Origin of the sequence: Actinomadura madurae, from assembly GCF_900115095.1 — a bacterium.
Taxonomy (GTDB): Bacteria; Actinomycetota; Actinomycetes; order Streptosporangiales; family Streptosporangiaceae; genus Spirillospora; species Spirillospora madurae.
This window is the reverse complement of sequence record NZ_FOVH01000004.1, coordinates 375,150-392,441: the sequence shown is the minus strand read 5'-3', so window position 1 is coordinate 392,441 and position 17,292 is coordinate 375,150. Positions and strand designations below refer to the sequence as shown.

14 protein-coding genes are annotated in these 17,292 nt (G+C 70.1%); 6 read left to right on the top strand and 8 right to left on the bottom strand.

Going from position 1 to position 17,292, the window contains the following annotated elements:
• Positions 1–4 precede the first annotated feature (4 nt).
• The 8 genes from BM339_RS14560 to BM339_RS14525 form a co-directional block, all read right to left on the bottom strand.
• Positions 5–991, bottom strand: coding sequence for an MBL fold metallo-hydrolase (locus BM339_RS14560; protein WP_075021350.1), 987 nt, complete (start codon positions 989–991; stop codon positions 5–7).
• Between the two features lie 184 nt (positions 992–1,175).
• Positions 1,176–2,135 (bottom strand): hypothetical protein, encoded by a 960-nt coding sequence (locus BM339_RS14555; RefSeq protein ID WP_021592585.1) that lies wholly within the window; start codon positions 2,133–2,135, stop codon positions 1,176–1,178.
• Positions 2,136–2,175: 40 nt separating this feature from the next.
• Positions 2,176–3,687 carry an APC family permease gene (locus BM339_RS14550; RefSeq protein ID WP_021592584.1) on the bottom strand — a complete coding sequence of 504 codons (1,512 nt, stop codon included), beginning with the start codon at positions 3,685–3,687 and terminating at the stop codon, positions 2,176–2,178.
• 241 nt (positions 3,688–3,928) lie between these two features.
• Positions 3,929–4,702 (bottom strand): IclR family transcriptional regulator, encoded by a 774-nt coding sequence (locus BM339_RS47615; protein WP_161790979.1) that lies wholly within the window; start codon positions 4,700–4,702, stop codon positions 3,929–3,931.
• A 71-nt stretch (positions 4,703–4,773) separates the two neighbouring features.
• Complete coding sequence (locus tag BM339_RS14540) at positions 4,774–6,537, bottom strand: IlvD/Edd family dehydratase (RefSeq protein ID WP_021592582.1); 1,764 nt, start codon at positions 6,535–6,537, stop codon at positions 4,774–4,776.
• Positions 6,534–8,243, bottom strand: coding sequence for a phytoene desaturase family protein (locus tag BM339_RS14535; protein WP_075021157.1), 1,710 nt, complete (start codon positions 8,241–8,243; stop codon positions 6,534–6,536). Before BM339_RS14535 ends, BM339_RS14540 begins: the two co-directional genes overlap by 4 nt.
• Positions 8,244–8,247: 4 nt before the next feature.
• Entirely contained in the window at positions 8,248–8,565 is a 318-nt protein-coding gene (locus BM339_RS14530) for a hypothetical protein (RefSeq protein ID WP_021592580.1), read from the bottom strand.
• A 4-nt stretch (positions 8,566–8,569) separates the two neighbouring features.
• A complete protein-coding gene (locus tag BM339_RS14525; RefSeq protein WP_083597630.1) occupies positions 8,570–10,006 on the bottom strand; it encodes an aminobutyraldehyde dehydrogenase in 1,437 nt (478 codons plus the stop codon).
• A 301-nt stretch (positions 10,007–10,307) separates the two neighbouring features.
• Between BM339_RS14525 and BM339_RS14520 the strand changes: the two genes are divergently transcribed.
• From BM339_RS14520 to BM339_RS14495, 6 genes are all read left to right on the top strand, one after another.
• Complete coding sequence (locus BM339_RS14520) at positions 10,308–13,034, top strand: helix-turn-helix transcriptional regulator (RefSeq protein WP_075021156.1); 2,727 nt, start codon at positions 10,308–10,310, stop codon at positions 13,032–13,034.
• 156 nt (positions 13,035–13,190) lie between these two features.
• A complete protein-coding gene (locus tag BM339_RS14515) occupies positions 13,191–13,559 on the top strand; it encodes a YciI family protein (RefSeq protein WP_021592577.1) in 369 nt (122 codons plus the stop codon).
• Positions 13,560–13,646: 87 nt separating this feature from the next.
• On the top strand, positions 13,647–15,008 hold the full coding sequence (locus BM339_RS14510) for an MFS transporter (RefSeq protein WP_075021155.1): 1,362 nt from the start codon (positions 13,647–13,649) through the stop codon (positions 15,006–15,008).
• Complete coding sequence (locus BM339_RS14505) at positions 15,005–15,865, top strand: alpha/beta fold hydrolase (RefSeq protein ID WP_075021154.1); 861 nt, start codon at positions 15,005–15,007, stop codon at positions 15,863–15,865. Before BM339_RS14510 ends, BM339_RS14505 begins: the two co-directional genes overlap by 4 nt.
• Before the next feature lie 62 nt (positions 15,866–15,927).
• Positions 15,928–16,626, top strand: coding sequence for an alpha/beta hydrolase (locus BM339_RS14500; protein ID WP_256255348.1), 699 nt, complete (start codon positions 15,928–15,930; stop codon positions 16,624–16,626).
• Between the two features lie 56 nt (positions 16,627–16,682).
• A complete protein-coding gene (locus tag BM339_RS14495; protein WP_083597629.1) occupies positions 16,683–17,291 on the top strand; it encodes a (2Fe-2S)-binding protein in 609 nt (202 codons plus the stop codon).
• The last annotated feature ends 1 nt before the right edge of the window (position 17,292 follow it).

Here is a 17,292-nt window from a genome sequence, read left to right as displayed (position 1 = left end):
ACAGTCAGGATCCGCTCTGCTGATGCTGTTCGGGCAGGTGGCTTTCCGGGTGCACCCACAGCAAGACGTTGCCAGGCCGCCCGCCCTTCGCCTCCTCCCACTCCCGGTGGAAGAACGCCAGAATCTGCCGGTCCGAGTAGCGCAGGCTGAAGTGGGTCAGGACGAACAGGGTCTGCGGATGAGCCTCGATCACGGGCCTGAGCCGACTCCACACGGTGTGCCCGATCCGGTTCGCGCGGTCCAATTCGGCGTCGTCCAGGAAGGTGCACTCGGTGATGACGACCGGATATTCGAAGAGCCATGGATTTCGCTCGAACACGTTCACATGGGTATCGCCGAGGAACGCGAACAGCGGCCGGTCGACCACACGGTCGACCTCGACACCATCCTTGCGGTACCGGGCCATCATCCGCCCGAATTCCCCGCCCCGCCCTTCTTCTCCCAGCGACCGTCGCAACTCGTCGAATTCCGGGAGCAGAGCCTTGCGCCGCTCCGAAAACGCGTAACCCACACAGGGCACCTTGTGTTCGCACTCCACCACCCGCACGTGGTGCCCGCGGCGTCCGAAGACGAACTCATCGCCCTGCCGCACACCATGCAGGCGGTGACCCGTCGCCAACGCCGGGTCGAAGCCCGGCCCATGGTTCAGTTCGGCGGACGCGCGCAGGTAGGACTCCGCGTAGGTCACCGCCTCAGCGGGCAGGTAGATGTCCGTCCCGGACGCCTTGGACGCCAGGAAATCGAGATCCTTGGAGTGATCATGGTGGGTGTGGGTCAGGAAGACCGTGTCCACCTGCCGCCCTTCACACAGCCCCGCGTCAAGGCTGCACCGCAGCTCGGGGATGTGAAAGAAGGTCTTGTCGTTCGCGCGGGAGTAGCCGGTGAGCGTCAGCTCGGCACCGGGAATCCGCCATGTCTTCCACTGCCTGAAGGGATGCCCCCGCTCCAACAACTCGGGGTACTCAGGCCGTTGCTCCGGAACCCGCATCATCAAGGGCGTCTTTCCATGAGAAGTGGGGGACGGCGCTTAACCCATCGCGATCAAACGTCCGCGACCCGAGATCCTAATGGCCGACTCGGCCTCCAGCATCCCGATTTCCAGCCGGCCGGTGATTCAGGCCGTTGAATTCGGGGGGAGGCCGCGCGTGGCCTCCCCCCGTGTCCGCCGCCGAATCTTACGGAACGGGTTCCGGCATGACGGCCTGGGGTGCCGGTGAGGCCAGCACCGTCGGGTCGACCGTCTCGGACAACTCGGTCAGGATCGCGGCGTGCCGCACTTTGTGCCGGATCAGCATCTCGTGGTAAGCGGGGTCGGTGTAGCCGTTGTACATCACCGACTCCGACTCGCCGGGCTCGATCTTGAAGTACACCGGCGCCGCCACGGCCGCGATCTCGGCCGCCTCCCAGAGCCGGTTCATCCCGCCGAAGGAGTCGAAGGTCAGGGCCCACACGTCGAGCGGGATGCGCACCTGCGAGCGGATCGCGGCGAGCATCGGCAGCGACAGGTCGCCGACCGGGTTGACGCTGTCGGCGCCCAGCCGCTCCAGGATCCGCACCGAGGCCGGGTTGGCGTGGCCCGCGTACACCGAGACCTTGAAGAACGCGTCCGGCGGGAGATCGCCGGCCTCGCGGGCGTGGTGCAGCACGTCCAGCACCCCCTCGTCGACGACGAGGACCCCGCGCAGGCCCACCGAGAAGATCCGGAGGTAGTCGTCGAGCAGGCGCCGCAGGTTGTCGGCCCCGCGGACGCGCTTCCCCGTGGTGACGCCCTCCTCGGTCAGCGCCTGCCGCCCGCTGTCCCAGCCCGATCGCGGCCCCGGGCAGGCGACCACCTCGATGTCGTGCTCCGCGGCCAGTTGCGCGAACGCCTTCAATTCGCCGCGGTCGAGCAGCGTGGCGCCCCCGCCGAAGGAGACGATGCGGTGGATGTGCACCCCGTGCCGCGCGGACTCGGCGATCAGCACCTCCAGGGTGGACAGCCGCTCGACTCCGGAGATCTCCAGGCGGTAGTCCCCGCCGTCGCCGAACCGCAGTGGGGAGCGGGTGCGCCCGTAGTCGTCGGACTCGGGCAGCCCCTGCGCGCGCAGCAGGCCGGCCCCGTTCGTCCGGTTCTCGGGTCGGGCTGGATTGTTCATCGGGCGTCTATCCCCTTCAGTTCGGTTTCTCGTGCCGCTGTCAGACAACGGTTTCGGTCAGCGCGGCGCGCAGCCGGTGGTACTTGTCCGGCGACCGGCGCCGCAGCAGCAGCCCGCCGGCGATTCCGGCCAGCAGGGACAGGAAGGTCAGCGCCACGAACGCGAAGGCCGCCCAGCCGCCGACGCCGAGCAGGACGTCGAGGCTGTCCAGCGTCAGGTAGAGCAGGGTCAGCAGCCCGGCGGTGGCGAGGACGGGCGCGACGAGGGTGTGCCAGAGGCGGCGGTCGACCCTCGTCCGGCGGAAGTAGACGAAGATCGCGAGGGAGGCGATCGTCTGCGACAGGATCACCCCGATCGCGCCGACGCCGGTCATCCAGGTGAACAGCGTGGCGAACGGGTCCAGCCCGAAAACCGCGAACGCCCCGACCACCAGCGCGGCGATGCCGGTCTGGACGATGCAGGCGACGTACGGCGTCTGCTTGGCGCGGCGGGTGTGGCCGAGCGCGGACCAGAGCACGTTCTGCCTGCCGAGGGAGAACAGGTAGCGCGCGACGTTGTTGTGGAACGTGACGATCGCGGCGAAGATCGCGGTCAGGATCAGGATGTGGAAGATCCCGGTGGCCCACGAGCCGAGGATCGTGTTGCTGACCGCGAAGATGAAGTCGCCGGACTCCTTCTGCGCGACGCCCACCACGGACTGCGGGCCGACCGCGTTCACGACCAGCCAGGACGCCACCGCGTACAGCAGGCCCATGAACACCACCGCGACGTAGGTCGCGCGGGGCACCGTGCGCCTGGGGTCGCGGGCCTCCTCGCCGTAGATCGCGCTGCCCTCGAAGCCGATGAAGGAGGCGTGCGCGAACATCAGCGAGATGCCCAGCCCGGCCGAGACCGTGGTCGTGGGGCTGAACGGCTCGAACGTCACCGCGGTGCCGGACCGGACGAGGTCCACGCAGATGGCGCCGGACAGCACGATGATCATGATCGTCTCGCACGACATGAGCACGCCGAGCACGCGGGCGCCGGTGTGCACCCCGTGCACGCCGAGCGCGAGGCAGGCCGCCATCGCGGCCAGGGCGAACAGCCACCACGGGACGTTCACGCCGGTCGCCGAGTGCGTCAGGTCCGCGGCGTAGTAGCCGAAGCCGCCGTAGAGCCCGACCTGGATCGCGTTGTAGGCCCAGATGGCCAGCGAGGCCGAGCCCAGGCCGAACGGCCGTCCGAGGCCCAGGGTCACGTAGGCGTAGAAGGCTCCGGCGTTGGTGATGTGCCTGCTCATCGCGACGTAGCCGACGGCGAACAGCAGCAGGATCGCGGCCGCGAGCACGAACGCGCCCGACAGCCCCACCCCGTTGCCCGCCCCGATCATGATCGGGAACAGCGCGATGACGACGGTCAGCGGCGACGCCGCGGCGATGATGTAGAAGACGATGCTGCTCGTGCCGAGGGTGTTCCTGCGCAGGCCGTGATTACCCCGGCCCGCGCCGGCCGGCACGGGAACGTCGCGGTCGGCCGGGGTCGGGGGGACGGAAAGGTCTTTGCCAGTGTCCATTGGTCGGTCCGATTCTGCTCGGGCCCATCCGCCCTTCGGGTGGGCCGGCGATTTTCGTGACTCCGGAGAACTTCCGTGGCGATGACGAGACCGCCCCCGCGGCCGCCACCTTTCATTCAGTGAAATCTAATTACATTGACTTTTGCGCGCGATGCGCGACGCGCGCGAAATACGAGGTCATTGGCTTCGGTCGAGATTTTCCGCGGACCCGGATCAGGTCACGGCGGCGAGTCCGGCCCGCTCAGGCGCCGGTGCGCAGCCTCCGGGCCAGTTCGAGCGAGGCCGAGTGCACGGCCTCGCCCGCCGAGTCGAGGGTCTTGTCGTCCAGCCGATGGGACAGGAAGCTGACGCTGAGCGCCATCTGCGGCAGTCCGGGCTGGGTGGGCACGGCCGAGGCCACGCAGGTGAGGTCTTCCGCGGCCTCTTCGGCGTCGATCGCGTAACCCCGTTCCCTCGCGGCGAGCACGTCCCGTTCCACCGCGTCGGGGTCGGTCAGGGTGTGCTTCGTGTGGGCATGCAGGATGCCCCGGCGCAAGAGCGCGCGGCGTTCCGCTTCGCTCATCACGCTGAGCATCGCCTTGCCCAGGGCCGAGGCGTGCCAGGGGTCGACCTGGCCGATCTCGTTCAGCTTCCGCACCGTGCGCGAGCTGTGCAGGACCTCGACGATGACGACCTGGTCGCCGTAGCGGATGGCGAGGTTGACCGTCTCGTTGAACCGTTCGAGCAGGGTCGTCATCACCGGCAGCGACTCGCCGCGCGGGACCGCGCTGGACGGCACCCGGTGCCCCATCCGGAAGATCTCCCAGCCGAGCCGGTACCGGGTGTCGTTCACCCGTTCCACGAAGTTCTCGGAGACGAGGCTGTGCAGGTAACGCAGCACGGTCGGCTCGCTCAGGCCCACGTCGCGGGCTATCTCGGTGAGGCTTCCCTCGCCGCGGACCTCGAGCGCGCGCAGCACCCTGGCCGTCCGGACGACGCCCTCGAGCGGCTTCTTCGACTGGCGTTCCGGCTGCACCGGCAGCACTTTACCAGGGGCCTCGGCCGTGCTTCCCACTTCCTCGGTAAGCCCTTTATCCATCACCTCTCTCACCAGCCTCCTATCCATCCCGACAGCATTCCCTGCGGTTCTTCGCCGGGGTTCTCCGATCGCCCCCGCAGGAAATCGAAATCGCATCCTTGATCGGCTTGCAGAACGTGTTCGACATAGAGCGCGCCATAACCGCGGGTGAATGCGGGCGCGGGTGGCGCCGATTCCCGCCGCCGGCGGGCGAGTTCGGTCTCCGGCACCTGGAGATCGAGCCGGCCGGCCCTCGCGTCGAGGGCGATCGGGTCGCCGTCGCGCACGAGCGCGAGCGGCCCGCCGGCGGCGGACTCCGGCGCGACGTGCAGGACGGTCGTGCCGAACGCGGTGCCGCTCATCCGCGCGTCGGAGACCCGCACCATGTCGCGGACCCCCGCGCGCAGCAACCTCGCCGGGATGGGCAGCTGCCCCCATTCGGGCATGCCCGGCCCGCCGCGCGGACCGGCGTTGCGCAGCACCAGCACCGAGTCCGCGGTGACGTCGAGGTCCGGGTCGTCGATCCGGGCCGCGAGGTCGGTCATGCCGTCGAACACCACCGCCGGGCCGGTGTGCCGGAGCAGCTCGGGGCTCGCGGCGCTGCACTTCACGACCGCGCCGCCGGGAGCCAGCGAACCGCGCACGACCGCCAGGCCGCCCGGCGGCTGGTACGGCCGGTCGAGCGGCGCGATGACGTCCTCGCCGCCGTACCGCGCAGGGTCCCCATCGCCGCCGTACCGCGCGACGTTCTCGCCGATCGTGCGGCCGTTGACCGTCAGGGCGTCCAGTGCGAGCAGCGGACGCAGCTCGCGCAGCACCGCCGGGATCCCGCCCGCGTGGAACAGGTCCTCCACCAGGTGCTCGCCCGCGGGGCGGACGTCGACCAGCAGCGGGGTCCGTTCCGACAGCTCGTGGAAGCGGTCGAGCGTGAGCGCGACGCCGGCGCGCCCGGCCAGCGCGAGCAGGTGGACGACGGCGTTCGTCGATCCGCCGACCGCGAGCAGCGTGGTGATCGCGTTGTCGAACGCGCCGGGAGTCAGGATCCGCGACGGGCGCGTGCCCTCGCGGGCCAGCGCGACCGCCCGGCGGCCGGACGCCTCGGCGAGCTGGTACCGGCGCGCGTCCGTCGCCGGGATCGCGGCCGAGCCCGGCAGGCTCATCCCGAGCGCCTCGACGATCGAGGCCATCGTCGAGGCCGTCCCCATCTCCGGGCAGTGCCCCGGCGAGGGCGCGGAGGCCGCCTCGAGCTCCTCGTACTCGTCCATGCTCATCAGCCCGGCGCGCACGTCGTCGACATGGCGCCACAGGTCCGTGCCGACGCCGTGGCGGCGGCCGCGGAAGACGGCCGGATTGGCCGGCCCGCCCGTCACCATGACCGCCGGCACGTCCGCGCTCGCCGCGCCCATCAGCTGCGCGGGAACCGTCTTGTCGCAGCCGGCGAGCAGCACCGTCGCGTCGATCGGGTTGGCGCGCAGGGATTCCTCGACGTCCATCGACATCAGATTGCGGTAGAGCATCGCGGTCGGCTTCATCAGCTGCTCGCCCAGCGACATCGTCGGGAACTCCAGCGGCACGCCGCCTTCCTGCAGCACGCCGCGCTTGACCGCGTCCACCAGCCCGCGCAGGTGCACGTTGCAGTTGACCAGCTCCGACCACGAGTTGCAGATGCCGATGACCGGCCGCCCTTCGAAGGCCGCGCGGCCGATGCCCGTCGCGCGCAGGGCGCTGCGGTGCACGAACCCGGGCACGTCCTGCCCGCCGAACCAGCGGGCGCTGCGCAGCGGCGCGTTCATCGCCGCGTCCTGGCGGCCGCGCGGGTGATCTTCCGCAGCAGCGGCTGGCGGGCGACCTGGTAGCTCAGCGCGCGTCCCGCGCGGGTCGCGGTGATCCGGTCGAGCACGTTCTCATGGGGCCGTTTCCCGCGCCTGCGGCGTGCCGCCGCCCGCGCGACGCCGAGGTCGGCGAGCGCCGCCGAGGCGGCGTTGTGCCCGCTGGCCCCCATGACGCCGCCGCCGGGATGCGTCCCCGCGCCGCAGAGGTAGTAGTTCTCCACCGGAGTCCGGTAGTCCTTGAGCGCGTCCAGCGGCCTGCTGCTGAACAGCTGGTCGAGCAGCATGCCGCCGTGGAAGATGTTCCCGCCCGTGATCAGGTACTCGCGTTCCAGGTCCTGTGGCGTGATCACGACCCGGTCGAGGATGTGGCCGCGCAGGTTGGGCGCGTAGGCGAACAGGTCCTCCAGCACGGCGTCGGCCCAGGACTCCTTGACCTCGTCCCAGGTCGTGCCCGCGAGCTCGAACGACAGCTGCTGGACGCCGAGCGTCATCGTGTGCTTCCCGGGCGGGGCCAGGCCCGGGTCGGTGACGCTCTGGATGACCGCCTCGATCACGTAGTGCTCGGGGAAGGTGCCCTGCCGCTGGGCCACCGCGGCGGCCTCGAACAGCTCGCGGGACGCGCCGAGCAGTTGGTGCCCGTGGTGCTGCGGCCCCGGCTCCGCCGAGTCGAACCCGAGGTACTGCGGCAGCTCGTCGATCAACAGGTGGATCCGCGCCATCGATCCCTTGCTGTCCAGGTTCTCGATCTGCGTGCGCAGTCCGGGGTCGAGGTGCTTGTCCGGCAGGAGGGTGAGCAGCGAACGCTGCGGATCGGCGTTGGACAGCACCTGCCCCGCCTCGATGACCTCGCCGGACGCGAGCCGGACGCCGACCGCCCGGCCGCGCTCGACGACCACGGTGTCGACCGGCGCGCCCAGCCTGATCTCCGCCCCGTGATGGCGCGCGGCGGCGGCGAGCGCGGCGGAGATGCCGCCCATCCCGCCGCGCACCATGCCGAACTGGCCGAAGCGCCCCTGGAACTCGCCCCACGAGTGGTGGCCCCACACGTAGCTGGTGCCCGGCGTCGACGGGCCGCCCCAGATCGACACCATGCCGAAGAAGGTCAGGAAGCTCTTGATCCGCTCGTCCTCGAAATAGCGGTCCAGCAGATCCCTGACCGACAGAAGGGTGAACTCGTCGAACAACTCCTGCTCGCCCGCCTTCTCGAAGGCCGCGAGCACTTCGGAACGCGCGGGCGGCGATTCGAGCAGCCACGGCACCACGAAGCCGGCGAACTTCTGCATCCGGAGCCCGAATTCGACGAACCGCTTCGCGTCGCCCTTGTTGAGGCGCTCGAACTCGCGCAGCGTGCGGTCCATGTCGGGCCACATGAACACGTGCTCGCCGTCGGGGAAGAGGCAGAACGACAGCGCCTCGCCCTGGTAGAGCTCCAGGCCGAACCGCTCCAGCTCCAGCTCCTCGATGATCTCGGGCCGCAGCAGCCCGGCGATGAACGCGCACGACGACCAGCGCGAACCGGGGATGAGCTCCTCGGTGACGCAGGCGCCGCCGACGACGTCCCGCGCTTCGAGCACCAGCACCCTGCGTCCGGCGCGCGCCAGGTAATTGGCGGCGACGAGCCCGTTGTGGCCGGCGCCGATCACGACGGCGTCATAGCTTTCGGCCATTTCCTCAGCCTTTTCGTACGTCATCGAGGGTCATGGTCAGGTGTGTGCTCACGCTCTCGGTGTCCACGAGCTCGGAGAACCGGGCGAGCACGGGCTCGAACGAGGGATGGGTGTCGCGCAGCGACTCCCATTCGGCCCAGTCGCGCACCCCCATCACCTCGACGACGCGCGGCGGCTCGCCGGTTTCGAGGAACACCTCGAATCGTTCGACGACGTCGTGAGCGAGGCAGGTCGGACGGTCGAGGTCGGCGGAGAACCGCGCGAACTCCTGGACGTCGACGCCCCGGCGGAGGCGGAAGGTGTTGATGGCGAAGACGGTCATGTCATCACTCGCCCAGGTTGACCATGACGTGCTTGAGCTCGGTGTACTCGTCGAGCGAGTAGATCGACATGTCGTTGCCGTGCCCCGACTCCTTGAACCCGCCGTGCGGCATCTCCGGGACCACCGGCAGGTGGTCGTTGATCCAGACGGTGCCGAACTGCAGGTCGCGCGAGAGCCGGAGCGCGCGGGCGACGTCCGAGGTGAACACCGACGCGGCGAGGCCGTACTTGATGTCGTTGGCCAGCGCGGCCACGTCGTCCCCGTCGCCGAACCTCGTGATCGTGACGACGGGGCCGAAGATCTCCTCCTGGACGGCCTCGTCCCGCTGCCGCGCCCCCAGGAGCAGCGTGGGCGCGACGAAGGATCCGGTGTCCGGGCGTCCGCTCCGGACCAGGTCGATGTGGCCGGTCTCCCCGGCACGCCGCACGAAGCCCTCGACCCGCTCCTGGTGCGCGGCCGTGATGACCGGGCCCATGGTGGTCGCCTCGTCCGCCGGGTCGCCGACGACGAGCGCGTTCATCTCGGCGGTGAGCCCGGCGACGACCTCGTCGTGCACGGACTCGTGGAGGTACAGCCGCGAGGCCGCCATGCAGTCCTGGCCGGAGTTGCAGAAGGCGCCCTCGGCGATCTTCGAGACGGCCAGGTCCACGTCGGCGTCGGGGAACACCAGCACGGGCGCCTTGCCGCCCAGCTCCAGGTGCAACCGCTTGAGGTTGCTGTCAGCAGAGGCGTGCAGCAGCCGCCTGCCGGTACGGGTGGACCCGGTGAGCGAGGACATCCGCACCAGGTCGTGGTCGACCAGCCGGGCCCCGACCGAACCGTCGCCGGTCACGATGCCGAGCACGCCCGGCGGCAGGTGCTCGGCCGCCAGCTGGGCGAACCGGAGCGCGGTCAGCGGGGTGTGCTCCGAAGGCTTGAGCACGAGGGTGTTGCCGGTCATCAGCGCCGGGCAGATCTTCCAGATCGCCATGAGCAGCGGGTAGTTCCACGGCGCGACCGACCCGATGACGCCCAGCGGGTCGCGGCGCAGGAAGCTCGTGTGCCCGGACATGTACTCGCCCGCGGCGCGCCCCTCCAGCAGCCGCGCGGCCCCGGCGAAGAACCGGAGATGATCGACGATCATCTCCACCTCCTCCTCCGCCAGCGCCATCGGCTTCCCGACGTTGCGCGACTCCAGCAGGGCGAACCCGGCCGCGTCCCGCTCGAGGTCGTCGGCGATCCGCAGCAGCGCGCGGGCCCGCTCGCCCGGCGTCGTGCGGGCCCAGCCCGGGAACGCCGCGGCCGCCGCCTCGACCATGCGGTTCACGTCCTCTGCCGAACTGCGGGGGATCTCGGCGAGCTGAGCGTTCGAGGCCGGGTTGACGACGGGGTCGGTCAGGTCGCTCGTGGCTCGATGCCAGGTGCCGGCGGCTTCGGCGAGGCCCACATCGACGATGCTCATTCCGCGATCCTCTCGCTTGGATTACACTGAATGAAATCCTCATTCACTGAATGGAGTGCCAGAATAGGCACGCGGTCGCAGGCCGTCAATGCACGTCGTCCACCGGCCCCACCACCGCGGGCCGCGCCGCATCGCATCCGTGCGGCCGGCTCGCGTCGGATCCGCGGGCCTGGACGTTGCGGTGCCGGAAGGCCGGCTCCGCCGCCCGCCGCCCCGGAGCTCCTTATTGGACAGATGTCGGGCGGAGCCGACATCACCGGCGACACCAAGGTCGCTGTACTGGCCTGGTTAGGGTGGCCGCATGTCGCTGGTGGGAAGGGACGTCGAGCAAACCCGCATTCGACGCCTGCTGGCAGATGCGCGCGACGGACGCAGCGGTGCGCTGGGGCTGCGGGGCGCAGCCGGAATCGGGAAATCGGTCCTTCTCGACCACGCTGTGTCGATCGCCGAAGCCGGAGGCGGCATGCACGTGGTCCGCGCGGCAGGGGTCGAGTCCGACTCCGAGCTGGCGTACGGCGGCCTGCACCAGCTCTTGTTTCCTCACTTGGATCGCTTGGACGCCCTCCCCGTCCCCCAGGCCACGGCACTGCGTTGCGCCTTCGGCCTGGCCGAGGGGGACGAGGCCAACCGGTTCCTGATCTCCGCCGGCGCCCTGTCGTTGCTCGCCGATCTGGCCGAGGACGCCCCGCTGCTGTGCGTGGTCGACGACCTGCAATGGCTCGACCAGGGTTCCGTGGAGGCGCTGTTGTTCGCGGCCCGCCGCTTCGTGGCCGACCCGATCGCGGTGCTGTTCGCGGTGCGCGAGACATTCGTGCCGTTCGAGATCTCAGGCGTCGAGGTCATTGATCTGGCCGGCCTCGCCGCATCCGATGCCGCCCGGCTGCTCGACGACCACGCACCGGACCTCATCGAACCGGTGCGGACCCGGGTCCTCGCGGAGTCCGGCGGCAATCCCCTGGCGATCATTGAGCTCGGGTCGTCGCGGCTCGCGGCTCGCGATGCCGACGAGTCCGATCCGGCCGAGCAGGTCCGCCCGCTGCCGGTGACCCGCCGCGTGCAGGAGGCGTTCCGCCGCCAGATCGTGGAACTTCCCGATCCCACCCAGCGCGCCCTTCTGGTGGTGGCAGCCGACACCGCGGCGCCCCTGGCGACGATCCTGCGCGTGATCGAATCCCTCGGCGGCACCCCCGGCGACCTGGCGCCCGCCGAACGCGAACGGCTGGTCTGGATCGACAGCCGGATAACGTTCCGCCACCCCCTGGTGCGGGCGGCCGCCTTCCAGGACGCGCCGCTGCACCGGCGGATCGAGGTACATCGCGCGTACGCCGAGGCGCTGCGCGCGGACGCCGATGCCGACCGCCGGGCCTGGCACCTCGCCGCCGCCACCACCGCCCCCGACGAGGCGGTGGCGGCCGAACTCGAACGCGCGGCGGAGCGGGCCTGGCACCGAGGCGGCGCGATGGCGGTGTCCGCCGCCTACGAACGCGCCGGCCGGCTCAGCGCCGACCGGGAACTGAAGGCCCGGCGTATCGCCCGGGCCAGCCACGCCGCGTTCGACGCCGGCAAGGCCGACCGCGCCGCCCGGCTGGCGGCCGAAGCGCTCTCGCTCACCACCGACCCCGGCATCCGGGCCGACGCCATCTACACCCGTGGCGCCGTGGAGTACGAACGAACCTCGCCGCGGGCCGATGCGGAGCTGACGATCGAGGCCGCCGCGTTCATGCGCGACATCGATCCGGAGCGCGCCGCGCTCACGCTCTTCGAGGCCGCGCACGCCGCCCGGCACGGAGCGGCGCACGACCTCCTGCAGCGTGCGGCGGATCTGATGCGCGGGTTCACCCCGCCGGAGCGGTGGGCACCTGTCGTCGCCGCCCTTGCCGGGTGGGCGGAGCTCTTCGCCGGACGCCCGGAGCTGGCCCTCGGCCCGATGCGCGATCTCCACACCGCCACCCGCGGCGGCGGGAACGACCTGATGCGTCGCATCACGGCCGGGTTCGGCGGGCTCATGATCGCGGACGACGACGGCGTCATCGCCGGGACCGAGGACATGCTGGCCGAGGTGCGGGCCACCGGGGCGCTGGGGTGGGTCCCGTACACCCTGAACGTGCTCGCCGTGGCGCGGCTGTTCCGCGGCGAATTCGCGGACGCCCGCGCGTGCGTGGCGGAAGGCGCGTCCGTGAGCGACGAACTCGGGAACACGACCGAGAGCCTGGCACACCGATCGGTGGAGGTGTGGTTACACGCCGTGTCGGGTGACGCGGCACGCTGTCGATCTCTTGCCGACGACGTGCTCCCGCGAGCCCGAGCCCGGCATCGGGTCAACGCCGAGATCGCGGCCTGGGGGCTCGGCATGCTCGATCTTTCCGCCCGGCGGTTCGGGGAGGCCTTGGACAGGCTGGAGCAAGTGTCCCGGGGGCCTGCGAGCCGCGACCTCCTGATCCGGGCGGTGCCGGATCTGGTGGAAGCGGCCGTGCGAAGCGGCCGGCCGGATCGCGCCCACGGACCACTGGCAACGTTCCTGCACTGGGCTGAGCACGTCGACCGCCCGGTGGCCACCGGGCTCGCACTACGCTGCCGGGCCTTGCTGGCCGATGACGGCGACGCTGACGCGCAGTACGCCGAGGCGCTGCGGTTCCACGAACGGCACGGCGGCCCCTATGAGCGCGCCCGTACCCAGCTTGTCTACGGCGAGTGGCTGCGCCGCCGGCGCCGCCGGACCGAGGCCCGCGCCCATCTAGCGGCTGCGGTGTCCGCGTTCGACCGCCTCGGCGCGAGGCTCTGGGCCGAGCGCGCGCGCGGCGAACTGGCCGCCTTCGGCGAGCGGGACGATGAGCCTCCGCGCAGCGGCCCGCTCACCCTGTTGACCCCGCAAGAGCTGCAGGTCGTCAGGCTGGCCGCCGCCGGTCGCACGAACAAGGAGATCGCCGCACAGCTCTTCCTGAGCCCACGGACCGTCGGCCACCACCTCTACAAGGCGTACCCGAAACTAGGCGTCACCGGTCGCGCCGAACTGGCCGACCTCGTCTAGCCGGCGACCGGCGCCAGTCACCGGTTTCCCGGACACCGGTCACGATGACCGATGCGTCACCGCGGAGCCCCCGCCTAGCGTTTCCAGCGTTCAGACAGCGCTCGAATCTGTCCCAGAACGACCATCGAGAGCAACGCCCACGACGAGGGGACGACAATGACGAAGTACTTTCTGAGCCTCCCCCACGACTCCGCCGAGGAGCCGACGATGGAGGGCATGGACTCCGCGGAGCTTCAGGGGATGACGGCCGCGGTCGGTGCGTTCAACACCGCCCTTCAGGAGGCGGGCGCGTTCGTGTCCGCTGGAGGCCTGCACCCGCCGTCGAACGCGACCACGGTGGACTACTCCGGTGACAGCCCCGTACTCACACCAGGCCCGTTCGTCGAGGCCGATGAGCACCTCGGTGGCTTCTGGATCATCGAGGCCGAGAATGACGACGTCGCGATCGAATGGACCAAGCAGGTCTCGCGGGCGCTGGGAAGCAGGATCGAGGTACGCGCCCTCCAGGAGGAACCCGCTGCCTGACGACGGTCCGGCCGCACCGCGCCACGCGAGTCAATGACACCAGCACCCGCATCAACCCTCGCTCCACCTGCCCCGAAAGGGACCGTCATGACGCTCTCGTTCGACATCCGAAGGGTGCAGAGGAGAACCCTGATCCTCCTCATGGTGAGCCAGGTCGTCGGCAGCATCGCGGTCGCGCTCACCTTCGCCGTGAGCGGGATACTGGCGGCCGAGCTGGCCGGCTCCTCCGGCGCCGCCGGCCTGGCTCAGGCGACCCTGATCCTGGGTGCCGGGGCGGCCTCCTACCTGCTGGCGACATTGATGAACAGGAAGGGCAGGCGCGGTGGACTGGCTGCCGGCTACCTGATCGGCGCCATCGGCGCAGGAACGTGTGTCGTGGCCGCGACCACCGGGAGCTTCACTCTCCTGATCGCCGGCATGGGCGCGCTCGGTGCGTCATCGGCGTCGACGAACAGTTGCCGGTACGCGGTCACCGACCTCGCCCCGGAGGGCCGCCGCGCCACCACGCTGTCGATGGTGGTGTGGGTCGCCACGGTGGGTGCGGTGCTGGGGCCCCTGATGGTCGGCCCGGCCCGGGCCGTGTCCGCACGGCTCGGCCTGCACCCGCTGGCGGGGCCGCTGCTGGTCGACATGACCGGCGCACTCATCGCGGCACTGGTGATCTTCAGCCTGCTTCGACCCGACCCACTGATCGTCGCCCGAACCTTGGGTCGGACGGCCGGCCACCGAGCCGAACGCCACCAGGTGCGACCTCGGCGTCACGCCTCTCCACTCGGCCCGGGTATCGCAGCACTGATGCTCGCCAACGCCACCATGGTGGCCGTCATGGTGATGACGCCGCTGGAAATGCACCACCAAGGCGCCGCCCATACCGCCATAGGCGCCGCCCTCTCAGTCCACTTCCTCGGAATGTACGCGTTCGCCCCCCTGTCCGGCGCCCTGTCCGACAGAGCCGGAGTGCCAACGGCACTGGTCGTGGGAGGGGCCGTGCTGCTGGTCTCACTCGTGGTGCTGATCGGCTGGTTCGGGCAGAGCCCGTTCACGCATGGACTCGGCCTTTTCCTGGTCGGCCTCGGCTGGTCGGTGTGCACCGTGGCGGCCTCATCGCACATCGCCGCCTGCTCGATGGGCGACACCCGCGTCCAAGGCGCCGCCGACACCGCCATGACGGTCATGGCCGCGGCCGCGGCCGCGGTCGCAGGGCCGCTCATGGCGCTCTGGGGCTTCAACGGCCTGCTCGCGATGGCCGCGGTGCTGTCAATCGGGATCCTGCTGGCGGCGCACCGGATCCGACCCCCGCAAGGCATCACTCGCGGCGCCGGAGGGCTTGATCGCGAGAACACCGCATCTCCCGCTGCGCCGCGCAGCCGCCCGGTCTCTCCGGACCTCGGGCTTTCTGTACCGGCAAGAGGCGGCCATCCCACCACGACGGAAAGCGACGTCCCATGACCGAACAGATCCTGACGATCGACGGGATAGAGCTGTGCTACGAGGCGTTCGGCGACCCAGCCGATCCGACCGTGTTGTTGATCGCAGGTGGAGCACAGTCGATGATCTGGTGGGAGGACGACTTCTGTGGTCGCCTCGCCAAGGCGGGTCGCCACGTCGTGCGCTACGACCACCGCGACACCGGCCGGTCGACCGGCTCACCGCCTGGCCGGCCGTCGTACACCGCCCACGATCTGACCACCGACCCGCTGCGAATCCTGGACGCTCTGGGAGTGAGTCGGGCACACCTGGTCGGGCTGTCGATGGGAGGCGGCATCGCCCAGCGCATCGCCCTCGAACACCCCGAACGGGTGAGCACCTTGTGCCTGGCCTCGACCAGCCCCGCCGTCCCGGCCGAGCACGATCGTCGGCTCCCACCGCCGAGTCCGCAGGTGATGGCCACGTTCACCGACCCCGGACCCGGGCCCGACTGGACCGACCGTGACGCAGTGGTGGCCTATCGGGCCGAGGCCGAACGGCCGTACGCGGGAAGCCTCGGGTTCGACGAGCCGCACGTCCGGCGACTCGCCGCCCAGGAGGTCGATCGAACCCGGGACATGGCCGCCTCGATGACCAACCACTTCGTCCTCGACGACGACGCCCCGACCGGCGCCCGGCTCGACCAGATCACCGTCCCGACCCTGGTCCTGCACGGCACCGCCGACCCGATGCTACCGCTCGAGCATGGCCGAGCCCTCGCCGCCGAGATCCCAGGCGCGCAGCTGGTCTCCCTCCCCGGCGCCGGGCATCAACAACCGCCACGAGAACTCTGGGACCTGGCCGTCGCGGCGATCGTCGAGCACACCGAACAAGGCTGAACTCGGATGGCGTTCTATCGATCTCACCGCAGCAAGAGAGGAAACGAGCCGTGAGTACATTCGTGCTCATCCACGGCGCCGGCGTCGGCGGAGGATGGTTTTGGCACCTCGTAGAAGCCGAACTCCGATCCCTCGGACACACCACTGCGGCCCCCACACTGTGGACCGGCGACGATTCGGCGACGTTACACGACTACGCCGACGCCGTCGTCAACACAATCGACGTACAAGACGAGCTCTTCGTCGTCGCGCATTCGTTCGGCGGGTTCACCGCACCTCTGGTCGCCGAACGCCTTCCCACCGCCGGACTCATCTACGTCACCGCCATGATCCCCCGGCCCGGCGAGCCGCCGGCCGACTGGTGGGGCAACACGGGACATCCGGAGGCCGTCCGAATCCAGGCCGCCGAAGACGGTGGCCTCACCGGTTCCTCCGACCCATACGTGAGCTACTTCCACGACGTGCCCGAGCATCTGGCCGACCAGGTGTCGAATAGGGAACCGCCCCCGCCCTCCAGCTCCGCCTATTACGAGCCCTGGCCCCTCGACACCTATCCGACCACGCCAACGCGATACGTCCTCTGCACCGAGGACCGGCTATTCCCCGCAGCATTCCAGCGCCGACTTGTACGTGAGCGACTCGGAATCGTCCCCGACGAGATCGCGAGCGGCCACTGCCCCGCCCTCAGCCGTCCCGCAGAGCTCGCGGCGATGCTCGACACATTCACACGCGCCCGCACCGAAGCGTCCGGCATCGGCTGACCTGCTCGCTCGGACCACGAACCCGGCGCCGGCCTATGCCGAGAAGGAAGACTCACATGTCCGCTGACGACACACATCACGCTGATAGGCCGTTGTCTCGACATAACGTTCATGGCGGCGAGGACCGCGGCAGTGGGCATTCTTGCTTTCGGGTCGGTGAGCCCGGCAGCCCCGGCTGCACTCACGCAGGGCCTACCAGCAGAGTCGCGCTGAAGGTCAACGGAGTACTCCAGAATATCGAGGTCGACAATCGCACCTCGCTGCTGGACCTGCTGCGCGAGCGGCTCGACCTCACCGGCACCAAGAAGGGATGCGACGCGGGCGCCTGCGGTGCCTGCACGGTGCTGGTGAACGGCGCACGCGTCAATGCCTGCCTCACCCTGGCGGTTCGACTGCGGGACGCCGAGATCACCACCGTGGAGGGCCTGGTCACCGGCGACGGTGATCTCCATCCGCTCCAGCAGGCGTTCATCGACCAGGACGCCTTCCAGTGCGGCTACTGCACACCAGGGCAGATCATGTCCGGCATCGGTTGCATTCGTGAAGGGCACGCGGGCTCCGCGGAGGAGATCCGGGAGTGGATGAGCGGAAACATCTGCCGCTGCGGCTGCTACGTCAACATCGTCCAAGCGGTGCAGCAAGCCGCTGGGGCCGAGGGAGCGTGAC

What these genes read in the sequence shown, in the direction of transcription:
- BM339_RS14560 (WP_075021350.1), bottom strand. Translation starts at nt 991, where the DNA reads ATGATGCGGGTTCCGGAGCAACGGCCTGAGTACCCCGAGTTGTTGGAG.
- BM339_RS14555 (WP_021592585.1), bottom strand. Translation starts at nt 2,135, where the DNA reads ATGAACAATCCAGCCCGACCCGAGAACCGGACGAACGGGGCCGGCCTG.
- BM339_RS14550 (WP_021592584.1), bottom strand. Translation starts at nt 3,687, where the DNA reads ATGGACACTGGCAAAGACCTTTCCGTCCCCCCGACCCCGGCCGACCGC.
- BM339_RS14540 (WP_021592582.1), bottom strand. Translation starts at nt 6,537, where the DNA reads ATGAACGCGCCGCTGCGCAGCGCCCGCTGGTTCGGCGGGCAGGACGTG.
- BM339_RS14535 (WP_075021157.1), bottom strand. Translation starts at nt 8,243, where the DNA reads ATGGCCGAAAGCTATGACGCCGTCGTGATCGGCGCCGGCCACAACGGG.
- BM339_RS14530 (WP_021592580.1), bottom strand. Translation starts at nt 8,565, where the DNA reads ATGACCGTCTTCGCCATCAACACCTTCCGCCTCCGCCGGGGCGTCGAC.
- BM339_RS14525 (WP_083597630.1), bottom strand. Translation starts at nt 10,006, where the DNA reads ATGAGCATCGTCGATGTGGGCCTCGCCGAAGCCGCCGGCACCTGGCAT.
- BM339_RS14520 (WP_075021156.1), top strand. Translation starts at nt 10,308, where the DNA reads ATGTCGCTGGTGGGAAGGGACGTCGAGCAAACCCGCATTCGACGCCTG.
- BM339_RS14515 (WP_021592577.1), top strand. Translation starts at nt 13,191, where the DNA reads ATGACGAAGTACTTTCTGAGCCTCCCCCACGACTCCGCCGAGGAGCCG.
- BM339_RS14510 (WP_075021155.1), top strand. Translation starts at nt 13,647, where the DNA reads ATGACGCTCTCGTTCGACATCCGAAGGGTGCAGAGGAGAACCCTGATC.
- BM339_RS14505 (WP_075021154.1), top strand. Translation starts at nt 15,005, where the DNA reads ATGACCGAACAGATCCTGACGATCGACGGGATAGAGCTGTGCTACGAG.
- BM339_RS14495 (WP_083597629.1), top strand. Translation starts at nt 16,683, where the DNA reads ATGTCCGCTGACGACACACATCACGCTGATAGGCCGTTGTCTCGACAT.